The sequence below is a fragment of the Gammaproteobacteria bacterium genome (genome assembly GCA_009838035.1).
Taxonomy (GTDB): Bacteria; Pseudomonadota; Gammaproteobacteria; order Steroidobacterales; family Foliamicaceae; genus Foliamicus.
Genome location: VXSK01000001.1, coordinates 1 through 12,702 on the forward strand (window position 1 = coordinate 1; position 12,702 = coordinate 12,702).

General features: G+C 66.0%; 12 protein-coding genes. 8 read left to right on the forward strand and 4 right to left on the reverse strand.

Annotated elements, in window-relative coordinates; translation table 11 throughout:
* Positions 1–183: 183 nt before the first annotated feature.
* Together F4Y72_00005 and F4Y72_00010 are read right to left on the reverse strand one after the other, a co-directional pair.
* On the reverse strand, positions 184–834 hold the full coding sequence (locus F4Y72_00005) for a thiol:disulfide interchange protein DsbA/DsbL (GenBank protein MXZ26670.1): 651 nt from the start codon (positions 832–834) through the stop codon (positions 184–186).
* A gap of 61 nt (positions 835–895) precedes the next feature.
* Positions 896–1,546: a thiol:disulfide interchange protein DsbA/DsbL gene (locus tag F4Y72_00010; protein ID MXZ26671.1), complete on the reverse strand. Its 651-nt coding sequence runs from the start codon at positions 1,544–1,546 to the stop codon at positions 896–898.
* A gap of 68 nt (positions 1,547–1,614) precedes the next feature.
* Between F4Y72_00010 and F4Y72_00015 the strand changes: the two genes are divergently transcribed.
* Complete coding sequence (locus tag F4Y72_00015; protein ID MXZ26672.1) at positions 1,615–2,190, forward strand: YihA family ribosome biogenesis GTP-binding protein; 576 nt, start codon at positions 1,615–1,617, stop codon at positions 2,188–2,190.
* A gap of 45 nt (positions 2,191–2,235) precedes the next feature.
* Here the strand turns inward: F4Y72_00015 and polA are convergent, their stop codons facing one another.
* Complete coding sequence (polA, locus tag F4Y72_00020; GenBank protein MXZ26673.1) at positions 2,236–4,914, reverse strand: DNA polymerase I; 2,679 nt, start codon at positions 4,912–4,914, stop codon at positions 2,236–2,238.
* Positions 4,915–5,184: 270 nt separating this feature from the next.
* On the opposite strand from polA, the gene F4Y72_00025 reads away from it, so the two are divergent.
* From F4Y72_00025 to F4Y72_00050, 6 genes are all read left to right on the forward strand, one after another.
* The gene (locus F4Y72_00025; GenBank protein ID MXZ26674.1) at positions 5,185–5,937 is read left to right on the forward strand and encodes a hypothetical protein; all 753 of its coding nucleotides are present in this window, start codon (positions 5,185–5,187) and stop codon (positions 5,935–5,937) included.
* Positions 5,938–6,042: 105 nt separating this feature from the next.
* Complete coding sequence (locus F4Y72_00030; GenBank protein ID MXZ26675.1) at positions 6,043–7,149, forward strand: TRAP transporter substrate-binding protein; 1,107 nt, start codon at positions 6,043–6,045, stop codon at positions 7,147–7,149.
* 65 nt (positions 7,150–7,214) lie between these two features.
* Entirely contained in the window at positions 7,215–7,493 is a 279-nt protein-coding gene (locus F4Y72_00035; GenBank protein MXZ26676.1) for a type II toxin-antitoxin system prevent-host-death family antitoxin, read from the forward strand.
* Positions 7,490–7,879, forward strand: coding sequence for a type II toxin-antitoxin system VapC family toxin (locus F4Y72_00040; GenBank protein ID MXZ26677.1), 390 nt, complete (start codon positions 7,490–7,492; stop codon positions 7,877–7,879). Before F4Y72_00035 ends, F4Y72_00040 begins: the two co-directional genes overlap by 4 nt.
* A 42-nt stretch (positions 7,880–7,921) precedes the next feature.
* Positions 7,922–9,193, forward strand: a complete 1,272-nt coding sequence (soxC, locus tag F4Y72_00045; GenBank protein ID MXZ26678.1) for a sulfite dehydrogenase — start codon at positions 7,922–7,924, stop codon at positions 9,191–9,193.
* Positions 9,180–9,710 carry a cytochrome c gene (locus F4Y72_00050; protein ID MXZ26679.1) on the forward strand — a complete coding sequence of 177 codons (531 nt, stop codon included), beginning with the start codon at positions 9,180–9,182 and terminating at the stop codon, positions 9,708–9,710. The genes soxC and F4Y72_00050 overlap by 14 nt, the downstream gene beginning before the upstream one ends.
* A gap of 48 nt (positions 9,711–9,758) precedes the next feature.
* Here the strand turns inward: F4Y72_00050 and F4Y72_00055 are convergent, their stop codons facing one another.
* Positions 9,759–11,252: an amidohydrolase gene (locus F4Y72_00055; protein MXZ26680.1), complete on the reverse strand. Its 1,494-nt coding sequence runs from the start codon at positions 11,250–11,252 to the stop codon at positions 9,759–9,761.
* On the opposite strand from F4Y72_00055, the gene F4Y72_00060 reads away from it, so the two are divergent.
* The coding region (locus tag F4Y72_00060) for a hypothetical protein (GenBank protein ID MXZ26681.1) at positions 11,164–12,702 on the forward strand (1,539 nt) is incomplete at its 3' end. The genes F4Y72_00055 and F4Y72_00060 overlap by 89 nt on opposite strands.

Genomic DNA, 12,702 nt, shown 5'->3' on the forward strand with positions numbered 1-12,702 from the left:
CGCTACCTCTCACTCCCCGATTCCCCCACCGGCCCCTTATTCATCCTCCACTCCCTTCTCCGCACACCCCTCCACGCACACCCCTCCGGGCTCGGCGGCGGCATCCTGCCGCCGACGGTCCGGAGAAGGACGTGTCGGATGAATAAGGGGCGTGCGCCAGCTAAGGGTTAATTTGCTGGAGGATCAGCGCTCGGCGAGTTCGCGGGCTACGAGTTCGTCGACGATTTCCAGCAGTTGGGGCATGTCGCTGTCGGGCGTCACGCGCACAACGTACTTGCCGTTCACGACGAACGCCGGCACCGCCAGTATCCGGTAACGGCGCATCAATTCCATGATCCTGCGCAGGCTGGATTCGACCGAGAACGACCGGAAGGCGTTGCGGTAGTCCTCCGCCGAGACCCCATAGCGCTCCGCGAAGCGCTCCTGGTCTGCTAGCCGCACCAGCGGCCGGTTTTCGGTGTGGATCGCGCGGAACACGTCCCTGTGCGCGGCGTCAAGCTCGTCCACCGCCTGCAGCGCCAGGTACAGCCGTGCGTGCATTTCCATGGTCGTGTTCCACAGCGCCGGGATGTTGATGAAATTGACTTCCTCCGGCTGATCCTTCTTCCACTCCTCGATGTACGCGTCCATGCGGTAGCAGAAGACGCAGCCGTACCAGAAGAACTCGGCCACCTCGATCTTGTCCGGCGGGCTCGAGGTTCCCTGCACGGGCACCAGGCGGTCGTAGTGGACGCCCTCCTGGAACTTCCAGTTGGGTGCTTCCTGGGCCTGCGATACGGGCGCGGCCGTCAGAAAGAGGGCTGCGAGCAGCAGACTATGGGATTTGGGTTTCATATTTGGCGAAATTTTCGCATATTGAACCTGCCTGTGCCGCGGACAGCCATCGCCGCGGGGATCAGCGTTCGGTGAGTTCGCGCGCTACCAGTTCGTCGACGATTTCGAGCAATTGGGGCATGTCGCTGTCGGGCGTCACGCGCACGACGTACTTGCCGTTCACGACGAACGCCGGCACTGCCAGAATGCGGTATCGCCGCATCAGGTCCTTGATCCTGCGCAGGCCGGATTCGACCGAGAACGACCGGAAGGCGTTGCGGTAGTCCTCGGCCGAGACCCCGTAGCGCCGCGCGAAGCGCTCCTGGTCGCCGAGCCGCAACAGCCCTCGGCTTTCGGTGTGAATCGCGCGGAATACGTCCCTGTGCGCAGCGTCAAGCTCGCCCACCGCCTGCAGCGCAAGGAAAAGCCGTGCATGCGTTTCCATGGTCGGGTCCCCTGGCGCCGGGATGTGAATGAAGTTCACTTCGTCGGGTTGATCCTTCTGCCACTCTTCGATGTACGCTTCCATGCGGTAGCAATACAAGCAGCCGTACCAGAAGAACTCGGCCACCTCGATCTTGTCCGGCGGGCTGGAGGTCCCTTGCACGGGCACAAGGCGGTCGTAGTGGACGCCCTCCTGGTACTTCCAGTTGGGCGCATCCTGAGCCTGTACAACGGAAGCGGCCGTCAGGAAGAGGGTTGCGAGCAGCAGATTGCGGTATTTGGGTTTCATATTTCACGGATTTTTTTGCATAGTGTACCCACCTGTGCCGCGGACAGTCATCGCCGGCGCGAATATCCATGTTGCAAGCCTCATTCCTGAAATCAGCGGCGTCCTGGAAGCAGTACCCCGAGGACGCGGGCGCCGAGGTGGCGTTCGCCGGCCGCTCGAATTCCGGCAAGTCCAGCTCGATCAACGCGATCCTCAACCGGCGGGGGCTCGCCCGTTCCAGCAAGTCCCCGGGGCGCACCCAGATGCTGCAGTTCTTCGCCGTCGGCGAGCAGCGGCGGATCGTGGACCTGCCCGGCTACGGCTACGCCGCCGCGCCGCTGCGGGTACGCAGGCAATGGGAAGGCATGATGGGCGATTACTTCCGTCGCCGCGGGTCGCTGCGCGGCGTCTTCGTGGTGGTGGACGCGCGCCGCGGGGTGGGCGAGCTCGACCTGCGCATGCTCGATGTTTGCGCGGCGTCCGAAGCGCCCGTGCATCTGCTGATGAACAAGTGCGACCGCCTCAAACGCGGCGCCCTGGCCGAGACCCTGCGGGATGCCGAGCGGCTTCTCGCCGGGAACGGCACGGTGCAGGAATTCTCCGCGTTGCGGTCCGTGGGCGTGGAAGAAGCCCGCGGCGTGCTCGAGACCTGGCTGGACGCGTGAGGACGCCAGCCTTCTTCTTTAAGACGGGCCGGCCTCTCTCTCAGGTCAGTGCGCGGCGTCCCAGTTCGGGCCCTGGCCGAGGTCCACCTTGAGCGGAACTTCCAGTGACGCCGCTCCGGCCATCATGCCCGTGACTTCGGCGGCCAGTTCCTCGGCGAAGTCCTGCTCGCACTCGAACACCAGTTCGTCATGCACCTGCATGATCAGCCGTGCCTTGTCGCGCCGGGGCTGAAGCCACTCGTCGATGAGGATCATTGCGCGCTTGATGATGTCGGCCGCGGTGCCCTGCATAGGCGCGTTGATCGCACTGCGCTCGGCGTAGCTGCGCCGGCGAAAGTCCCGAGCCCGGATATCCGGCAGATACAGGCGCCGCCCGAATAGCGTCTCCACCCAGCCCTGTTCGTGGGCCTGCTTGCGTGTCCTTTCCATGTACTGCTGCACGCCGGGGTAGCGGGTGAAGTAGTGGTTGACGTATTCCTGCGCTTCCGCGCGGGTCACGCCGAGTTGCCGGGCGAGGCCGAACGGCGACATGCCGTAGATGAGCCCGAAATTGATCGCCTTGGCGGCCCGCCGCTGATCGGCACTGACCGAGTCGGGCGGCGTATCGAACACCTCGGCTGCGGTCGCGCGGTGCACGTCCATGTCCTCGGAGAAAGCCTTGCGCAAACCTTCGTCCCCCGAGAGCTGGGCCATGATGCGCAGTTCGATTTGCGAATAATCGGCGGACATCAGCACCCGCCCGTCCGGTGCCACGAAGGCCTGGCGTATGCGCCGCCCTTCCCCGGTGCGCGCCGGGATGTTCTGCAGGTTCGGGTGGATGGACGACAACCGTCCGGTGGCGGCCACGGCCTGCTGGTACGAGGTATGCACCCGCCCCGTGTGCGGGTCGATGGAGCCCGGAAGGGCGTCGGTGTAGCCGGTCTTGAGCTTGGCCAGGTTGCGATATTTCAGAATGGTGCCGGGCAGGTCGTGTACGGTGGCCAGTTCATGCAGCACCGATTCCGAAGTGGACGGCTGACCGGTCGATGTGCGGCGCACCGGTTCCAGCCCCAGCTGGTTGAACAGCACGTCGCCGAGTTGCTTGGGGGAACCCAGGTTGAACTCGCTGCCGGCCTGTTTGAACGCCTGGTCTTGTAGCTCCCGCAACTGTTCGGCCAGTTCCTGCGACTGAGCCGCCAGCACCTTCGCATCGACCAGCACGCCGACCCGTTCCATGCGTGCCAGCACCGGCGAGAGCGGCATTTCCATGCTCCCCAATACGTCGTTGAGGACCGGCGTCTCGTCGAGCTTTTCGATCAGGAGCCGGTGGAGCCTGAGCGCATAGTCCGCTTTCTGGGCGGCGTACGGCGTGACTTGTTGCAGTGGCGCCTGCGCCGGTGAGAGCTTGCCGCGGCCTTTCCCGAACACGTCTTCGGAAGAAATGCAGTCCAGCTCCAGGTACCGTTTTACCGCCTTGTCGAAATCGTGGGCGATCGCGGTGGAGTTCAGCACGTAGGATTCCAGCATCGTGTCGCCCGCGCCGCCCGCCAGTTCGATGCCGTGGTTCGCCAGCGCATGGCTCACGAACTTGAGGTTATGCCCGACTTTCTGTGCCCCGGCGTCCTCCAGCCAGCCCTTGAGTCCGCCCAGCAGTTCGCGGCCGTCGGAACGCTCGACGGCGCCTTCCGTCAGGTCGCGCGGGGCCAGCGGCACGTAGGCGCCCTCGCCGTCGCCGGTGGACAAGGCCAGGCCGGCCAGGCGCAGTTCCATGGGATTCTCGCCGGACGCTTCCACGCTCAGGCCCGCGGCGGGAGCGTCGCGCAGCCGGGCGAGGCACTCCTCAAGCTGTTCGGAGTTCAGGATCGTCGCGTACTCCGCCTGCTTCGGCGCGGCGGGTGCCGACTGGCGGAGGCTGCGGAGAAAGGTGTTCAGTTCGAACGTCGTGCACAGCGTTTCGAGCGCGTCCATGTCCGGCGCCCTGAGCCTGAGGTCGTGCGGCTTCAGGTCCAGCGGAACGTCCTCGCGGATCGTGGCCAGCTCAAGGGACAGGTCCACGTCGGCGAAGCTGGTCCGCAGGGTTTCTCCGGCCTTGCCGCGAATCTCGGCGGCATTCTCCTTTACGCCTGCCAGGCTGCCGTAGGATTGCAGCCACTTCGCGGCGGTCTTCGGTCCCACGCCGCGCACGCCGGGGATGTTGTCGGACGTGTCGCCGGCCAGGGCGAGGTAATCGCGGATCCGCTCCGGCGGGACGCCGAACTTCTCCTCCACCGCCGCGCTGTCCATGACGCGGTTGTTGGTCCAGTTGACCAGCCGGACATGCGGCCCGACGAGCTGGGCGAAGTCCTTGTCGGTGGTCGAGATCAGCGTGTCCAGCCCTTCTTCCCGGGCCTGGGCGGCCAGGGTTCCGATCACGTCGTCGGCTTCCACACCGCCGATCCGCAGCAGCGGCACGCCCATCGCCTCGACCACGTTCACCACCGGCTCGATCTGCTCGCGCAGGTCTTCGGGCATCACGTCGCGATTGGCCTTGTACTCCGGGTAGATCTCGTCGCGGAACGTGGGTCCGGGCGCGTCCATCACGAACGCCAGCAGGTCCGGGGGTTCTTCGCGAAGCAGCCGCTGGATCATGCTCACCACGCCGTGCAGGGCGCCGGTGGGGCGGCCGTCGGCTGTTGTGAATGCGGGAAGCGCGTAGTAGGCGCGAAACAGGTAGGCCGTTCCGTCGACCAGCAGGAGGCGGTTCATGTGCCTGCTTCGGCTGCCGGGCCTTCGTCCTCCGGCACAGGCTGCTCCTGCGGCGCCGGCGGAGATTCCTCGGGGAGGTAGAGTGCGCCGCTGAAGCCGCAGCCGGAAAGCGCCAGCCCCAGCAACAGCGCAGCCCCGGTCAAGAAGCGCCGGGACGCGGGCATGCGAAGAGAAGATGCGTTGCCGGTGGAGGGAAGTAAGCGGAGATGCGCCAACACGCCGGCAAGTGTACCCTTACGGCACCGTGTTGCCTGAGATGGGGCGCGCTTCGTGAGCGACAAACTTGAGATCATCGCCTATCCGCTGATAGAGCGGCCGATGAAGCTGCGCCGCGCCGCGCGCGCCAGGGAGTGGATGGACCGGACGGTCGATCATTTCGCCAACCGCTGCCTGCCGTTGCTGATCGCCAACCAGACCGGCTGGGACGTGCTCTGTCCGGTCGAATTCAGGGCGCGCTGGAACGGCAAGCCGGCCAAGGAAGGCGTGGAGATTCGCTTCCGCGGCGAGAAATCGGAACTGGTCAGCGCTCATTTCGGAAGCGGCGTGCTCACCTTCACGCTCGGTTACCTGTTTCGCACCAGCAAGGGCCACAACCTCTGGTGCAAGGGCCTGGCCAACACGGCCAAGGACGCCATTGCGCCGCTGGAAGGCATTATCGAGACCGATTGGGCGCCCTATACCTTCACGATGAACTGGCGCTTCACCCGCAAGCGGACCTGGGTGACCTTCGAGAAGGACGAACCGGTGTGCCGGCTGGTTCCGATTCCCCGGCAATACGCCGAAACGTTCGACGCGGTCGTGCGGCCGTTGTCGGACGATCCGGAGCTGGCGAAAGAGCACATTCAGTGGAGCCGGTCGCGGGGCAGTTTCAACAAGGAGCTGGAGGTGGACCGGTTCCGCCGCCCGGCGGAGAAGTGGCAGGGCCACTACATGCGCGGCGCGCACCTGGACGGCCGCCGCTTCAGCGATCACCGAATCAAGGTGCTGATGTCCGAATTCCGTGAAACCGGGGATGATGACTGAGAGCGCGAGCTCTCAGGGCGCGAGCTCTCAGAGCGGTTTGAGCGCTCCGTGCGTGATCCCTCAAGCCGGCGGTGCCTAGGAACAAGATTCAAGCAGGGGAAAGACATGAAACGCAGACAACTTCTTGCCGGGCTCGGCGCCGGCGCCGTGGCGCTGGCCGGTTGCGGCCGGGAACAGCCGGCAGCCGGCGTCGACTCGCCCGCTTCGCCCGCTGCGCCGGCCGAAACATTCAACTGGAAAATGGTCACGACCTGGCCGCCCAACTTTCCGGGCACCGGCACCTCCGCCACCCTGCTGGCGGAGACCATTAACCGGGCTTCCGGCGGCAGGATCAAGGTGCATGTCTATGCGGCCGGCGAACTGGTTCCGCCATTCGAGGTGTTCAATGCCGTGTCCGCGGGCGCCGCGGAAATCGGGCACGGCGTTTCGTACTACTGGAAGGCGCAGGTGGAGGCGGCCCAGTTCTTCGGCGCCATACCGTTCGGAATGACTCCGACGGAATCGTCCGCCTGGCTGCATTACGGCGGCGGCATGGAATTGTGGCGGGAACTCTACGAACCGTTCGGCGTCATGGTGTTCACCGGCGGCAACACCGGCACCCAGATGGGCGGCTGGTTCAACCGCGAAATCAACTCGCCCGACGACCTCAGGGGCCTGAAGATGCGGATCCCGGGTCTCGGCGGCGAAGTGCTGCAGCGCGCCGGCGGTACGCCGGTAATGTTGCCGGGCGGCGAAATCTATACCGCCATGCAGACTGGCAGCGTGGACGCCACCGAGTGGGTGGGGCCGTACAACGACGTCGGCTTCGGCCTGCATGAAGTGGCGCAGTACTACTACTATCCGGGCTGGCACGAACCGGGCGCGATACTGGAGGTCTCGATCAACCAGGAGGCCTGGGACGCGCTGCCGGAAGATCTTCAGGAGGTCGTGAAGTCCGCGTGTGGCCATATGGAGAGCCTGTTGGGCGCCGAATACAGCGCCCGCAACGCCCAGTTCCTGCAGCAGCTACGCAATGAAGGCAAGATCGAGATCCGCCCCTTCCCCGACTCGGTGATAGCCGAGTTGCGCCTGCGTTCGCAGGAGGTCATCGACGAGCTCATTGCCCGCGACGAAAACGCCGCGCGCATCTACGCCTCGTACACCGCCTTCCAGCAGCAGGTGAACGAGTGGCTGGACATCGGCGAGCGCGCCGCAGTGGCCGCCCGCGACTGACCGGGGAGAGTCTATGCAGGGGGCTATGCCTTGATATAACTAGTCTGACTAGGTATAGTTTCGGCATGGCACGCACTTACTCCATCTACGAAGCAAAAGCGCGCTTCTCCGAGGTCATTCGCGAGGTGCGGGAAGGCGAGACCGTCACCGTTTCGTACCGGGGCAAGCCGGTGGCGGAAATTCGCGCAATCCAGAAGTCCGAAGCGCCGACGCTGGATGAACGGCTCGATCACCTGGAACGCCGGGGGGCTCTGGTTCGTCCTGCGAGGGCGCGCGGCGATTTCAGGATGGTGGCTGACAGGCCCGGTGCGCTGGGGCGATTCCTGGCGGAGCGCGCCGAATGAGCGCGGTTTACGTGGACACGTCGGTGCTGGCCGGAATTGCTTTCGGGGAGCCGGTCGCCGAAAGGTTCGCGCTGGCGCTGAATCGCTTTGACCGCCTGCTTTCTTCCAACCTGCTCGAGGCGGAAATGCGCGCCGTCTTCCAGCGCGAAAGCGCGCCTTTCGAGGACGATGTAGTAGCGGGTATCGAGTGGATCCTGCCCAACAGGCCGCTCTCCTCTGAGTGCGAGAGAGCACTTGGCGCCGGCAACCTGCGGGGCGCCGATCTCTGCCATGTCGCCACTGCCTTGTATGTGTCCCCACAGCCGGTCAACCTTGCTTTTGCAACGCTCGATGTCGAACAAGGCCGGGTGGCCTCGGCGCTGGGCTTTCCCAAATGCCGCATCTGAGGCCCTGAGAATGCGGCATTATCGGTAGCGGGGAATTCATCGATGACCGAAGGGAGACCAGACGAGCTCGAACCTGTGGCCGGTAATGGCCTGTTGCACCGGCGCCTTTTTCTCAAGGGAGGCGCCGCGGTGCTGGGCGCGGGCTCGCTGGGGCTGATGACGGCAGCGCCGGCGAAGGACCTGCCGCCCTGGATGCGGGCGCCGGGCCGTCCGCTGAGCGGTTACGGCAGCCGCTCGACCTACGAAGATCACGTCCGGCGCCGGGTCCTGGCCGCTACCGGCGCCGACGGCGCCGGCGGTTCCTGGACGCCGCTGGAAGCGCTGGAGGGAATGATCACGCCGAATCCCCTGCACTTCGAGCGCCACCACAGCGGGATACCGGACATCGATCCCGACCGGCACCGGCTGCTCATTCACGGGATGGTCGATCGCGCCCTTTTCTTCGACATGGACGCGCTTTCGCGCTACCCGATGGTGTCGCGCATTCAGTTCATCGAGTGTTCGGGCAACAGCTACCTAGCCGGGCTTCCCCGCCGGCCCATCAACGATACCTGCGGCTTCCTGCACGGCCTGGTGTCGTGCAGCGAGTGGACCGGCGTGCCATTGTCCATCCTGCTGGATGAGGCCGGCGTGGACCCCGCCGCCGGCTGGATCATGGCCGAAGGCGCCGACGCCGCGGCGATGAACCGCAGCGTCCCGCTGGCCAAGGCCATGGACGATGCATTGCTCGCGGTGTACCAGAACGGGGAGCGCCTGCGGCCGGAGCAGGGATACCCCTTGCGGCTGTTCCTGCCGGGGTACGAGGGCAACATGAGCATCAAGTGGCTGCGCAGAATAAAGGTCACCGCCGCGCCGTCGATGACCCGCGAAGAGACCTCCAAGTACACCGACCTCCTGCCCGACGGTCGCTCGCTGATCTTCTCCTATCCCATGGACGTGAAGTCCGTGATCACTTCGCCGTCGCCCGGACTGGTGCTCAAGGGCCCCGGGCTGTATCAGATCTCCGGCATGGCCTGGTCGGGGGCGGGCCGGATCGCCCGGGTCGAGGTCTCCGCGGACGGCGGCGCCACCTGGGGCGAGGCGGGCTTGTGCGAACCGGTGCTGGACAAGGCCGTGACGCGATTCCGCATGGCGTGGCGCTGGAACGGAGCCGAAACCGTGATCCTGAGCCGCGCCGTGGACGAAACCGGCGCCATGCAACCCACGCGCGAAGCGATCATCGCGGCCAAGGGCAGGAAGTTCGCCTACCACTACAACGGCATCCAGGCGTGGGGGATCGACAGCGAAGGGCAGGTAAGCAATGTTTATACGTAGCCTGGCGGCGATCGCCGTCGCCGCTTTGGCTGCGATCGTCCTGGCCCAGGAAGGACCGGAACTGGGCGTCGAGGCCACCCCGGAGGAAGTCGCCGAATGGGAAATCAGCGTCGAGCCCGACGGCGAGGGTCTCCCACCCGGGTCGGGCACGGCGATAGAGGGAAAACCCGTCTATACGCTGTACTGCTTCTCCTGCCACGGCGTCGAGGGACAGGGTCAGTTGAACGACGTGCTGGTGGGCGGGCACGGCACGCTCGACGGCCCGGCGCCGCTGAAGACCGTGGGCAGCTTCTGGCCGTACGCGCCCGTCGTGTTCGACTACATCCGCCGCACGATGCCGTACCAGCAGCCGCAGTCGCTCAGCGACGATCAGGTCTACGCGTTGACGGCGTACCTGCTGTACCTGAACGGAATCATCGCGGAGGACGAAGCGATGAACGCTCAAACGCTGCCCGAAGTACGCATGCCCAACCGCGACAACTTCATCCTCGCTTACCCGCCCCCCGAAGAGGACTAACTTGGGAGTGGGGGCATGCCCCCCACAGCGTCCCGCCCTCCGTGAAGACTACTTGCGGTAGTCGAGCGGGGGCTCGCGGTCGCCGAGCAGCGGGCGGTATTCGAAGTCGGGGCCGCGCCTTTCCTCGAATTCCGCTTTCGCCCGGGCGATGAGTTCGGCGTCCGTGTAGAGGTCGCGAGCGGTCTCGGCCAGCACCCTGGCCGCCAGCATCATGCCCTTGTGTCCGATGCTCATGCCCCCGGCGGCGACCGCCTGCCAACTGTGCGCCGCCGTGCCCGGAACCCAGGTCGCCGTGCCGAACCCCGCGGTGGGCACGATCCAGCTTACGTCGCCGACGTCGGTGGAACCCATTTTCTGGTTGAACTCGAAGGGCTCGATCTCGTTTCGGGCCTCGAGCGGGCGCAGTCGGCCGAACATCGACTTCCTTATCGTGGTCGCGAATTCCATTTCCGCTTCGTCGTACTCGACGCCGCCCAAGCGTTTCAGGTGTTCATGCATGACCCCGGCCAGTACATCGTTGCGCAGCAGCGGGAAGTTGCCGTGCATCACCTCGTACTGCATCCGGGTGCCCGTCCCGAGGGCGGCGCCTTCGGCCGCGGCCACGACCCGATTGAACAACTGGGCCACCATCCCCGGTTCGGGATGGCGCACGTAGTAATAGACCTCGGCAAACTCCGGCACGATGTTCGGCGCCCGGCCTCCGTCCGTTATGACGTAGTGCAGCCGGGCCGTGGACGGCATGTGTTCGCGCATGAGATTGGTCATGTAGTTCATCGCCTCAACGCCGTCCAGCGCCGAACGACCGCGCTCGGGTGAGGCTGCGGCGTGGGCCGCGATTCCGTGAAAGCGGAAACGTCCGGACTTGTTGCCGTTGCTGCTCTCGGGGGAGGCGATATTGCGGTCGGACGGATGCCAGTGCAGCACGATGTCCACGTCGTCGAACAGCCCGGCCCGCGCGAGATACACCTTGCCGGAGCCGCCCTCCTCGGCCGGCGTACCGTAGACGCGCACCGTTCCGGACGTTCCCGTGCTGTCCAGCCATTCCGCGATCGCCGTGCCCGCCGTCGCCGATGCGGTGCCGAACAGGTGATGTCCGCAGGCGTGTCCCGGAGCATCGGCTACCAGCGGCCGCCGGCGCGGCACCGGCGCCTGCGACAGCCCCGGCAGGGCATCAAATTCAGCCAGGATGCCGATGACCGGCCCGCCGCTTCCCCGACTGGCGACGAAGGCGGTGGGGATGGCGGCTACGCTGCGCTCCACCCTGAAGCCGTTTCCCTCAAGGTAGCCCGCGAGCCGTTCGGCGCTGCGGGTTTCGAGGTAGCCAAGCTCGGCATACTCGAACAAGTCCATTGCCAGCGCAACGGCCTCGTCGCGCCGCGCTTCGACCAGGGGCGCCAGTCCGCTTTCCGCCGTGACAACGACCGGGGCGGCAAGCGTCAGCGCCACTGCCGTAATGGACGCCGCCAGCGGCCTTGGCAGATGCAGCCGGCAAGAGACCGCGCCGGAAACCAGCGAAAAACCTTGCTTTCTGAACAGATTCATGTTGTCCCCACCATGCAGGATTCCCCGGCTATTGTATGGAGGACCCGGCGCTCGCGGCACGTCCGGCGCGCGGGTACAATCGCCGCTGCCGCGGGCATTGGACGCCGGACGGCAGTTGACGGGGGTTGCAATGAAACCGGGTTACTGGAGCCGCGCGTGCGCGCAACGGCCGTGGCTGCTCCTGCTTTTCTGCACGGTCCTGGCCGGGCATGCGCACGGCGGCGTTTCGGCGAGCCTGAGCGGCGTCGTGCGGGACCCGGGGGGCGCCGCGGTTGCGAATGCGCGGGTCTCGATCGTGCATCGGCCCTCGGGCACCGCCGCGCAGGCGCTGACGCTGCAGAACGGCGCGTTCTTCCAAAGCGGCCTGCGGGTGGGCGGACCGTTCGACATCCGCGTGCGCGCCGCGGGTTTTCGCGATGCGCTTGTTGCGGGCGTAACTCTGCGACCCGGTACGCAAAGCCCCCTGATCATCGGCCTCGAACAGGCCGCTGTGGAGGAAATCGTGGTCACGGCGCCGGTGCGCGCGGTCCATGAGCTGAACAACGGCGTGGGCTCCGCCTACACGTCCGATGACATCGCCAGGCAGCCCGCCATCCACCGCGACGCCATCCGAACGCTGCTGACGGATCCCTTGGCGCAGTCCGACGGCGTCGGGCATCTGGCGGTCGCCGGCGCCAATCCGCGGTTCAACGGCCTGGCCATCGACGGGGTCCTGCAGCAGGACGATTTCGGTCTGGGAACCAACACCTACGCGACCGAACGCTCGCCCATCAACCTCGACGCCGTGGAGTCGGTTTCGCTGGTGGCTTCGGACTACTCGGTGGCCGCCGGCGGGTTTACCGGCGGACTCGTGCAGATCACGACCCGTTCGGGCGGCAACGAGTGGGAAGGTGCGGTATTTCATTACCTTCACCACGACGGCCTGGTCGGCAATCGCTACGACGGAGGCCAATTCGCTCCGGCGCCGTTCACCGAGACCGAAACCGGCGTGTCGCTGGGCGGTCCGCTCGTCAGGGACCGCCTGTTCGTATTCCTCTCCCACGACGAGTTCGAGTCGGCCTCCCCGGTGGACTTCACCGCGTTCGATGCCGCTCGCGGCATTCGGCCCGGGCTGTTCGAAGCGCTGGGCCGGATCGTGCAGGAAACCTACGGCTACGATCCACTCGGGCGGTCCGCGGCGGATACGCCGACCCGTTCAAGGCGGTCGCTGGCGAAGGTGGACTGGAACCTGGCGGCGGCGCACCGGCTGTCCCTGAGCTGGCAGGGCAGCGAGGAGGGCGACACCCGCTGGCAGGGGGATCGGTTCGAGTCGGCCTGGTACGACGTGCCCACCGAGCTGGACGCGGTGTCGCTGCAGTTCTATTCCGACTGGACCGACCGCCTCTCAAGCGGTCTGCGTCTCAGCCGCAAGACGTTCACCCGCGGGCAGATCTGCCGGGCGGGCGGGGAC

Excerpts from the sequence above, each read along its gene's own strand:
- F4Y72_00030 (MXZ26675.1), top strand. The coding sequence starts at position 6,043 with ATGAAACGCAGACAACTTCTTGCCGGGCTCGGCGCCGGCGCCGTGGCG.
- F4Y72_00035 (MXZ26676.1), top strand. The coding sequence starts at position 7,215 with ATGGCACGCACTTACTCCATCTACGAAGCAAAAGCGCGCTTCTCCGAG.
- F4Y72_00050 (MXZ26679.1), top strand. The coding sequence starts at position 9,180 with ATGTTTATACGTAGCCTGGCGGCGATCGCCGTCGCCGCTTTGGCTGCG.
- F4Y72_00005 (MXZ26670.1), bottom strand. The coding sequence starts at position 834 with ATGAAACCCAAATCCCATAGTCTGCTGCTCGCAGCCCTCTTTCTGACG.
- polA (MXZ26673.1), bottom strand. The coding sequence starts at position 4,914 with ATGAACCGCCTCCTGCTGGTCGACGGAACGGCCTACCTGTTTCGCGCC.
- F4Y72_00055 (MXZ26680.1), bottom strand. The coding sequence starts at position 11,252 with ATGAATCTGTTCAGAAAGCAAGGTTTTTCGCTGGTTTCCGGCGCGGTC.
- soxC (MXZ26678.1), top strand. The coding sequence starts at position 7,922 with ATGACCGAAGGGAGACCAGACGAGCTCGAACCTGTGGCCGGTAATGGC.
- F4Y72_00015 (MXZ26672.1), top strand. The coding sequence starts at position 1,615 with ATGTTGCAAGCCTCATTCCTGAAATCAGCGGCGTCCTGGAAGCAGTAC.
- F4Y72_00010 (MXZ26671.1), bottom strand. The coding sequence starts at position 1,546 with ATGAAACCCAAATACCGCAATCTGCTGCTCGCAACCCTCTTCCTGACG.
- F4Y72_00040 (MXZ26677.1), top strand. The coding sequence starts at position 7,490 with ATGAGCGCGGTTTACGTGGACACGTCGGTGCTGGCCGGAATTGCTTTC.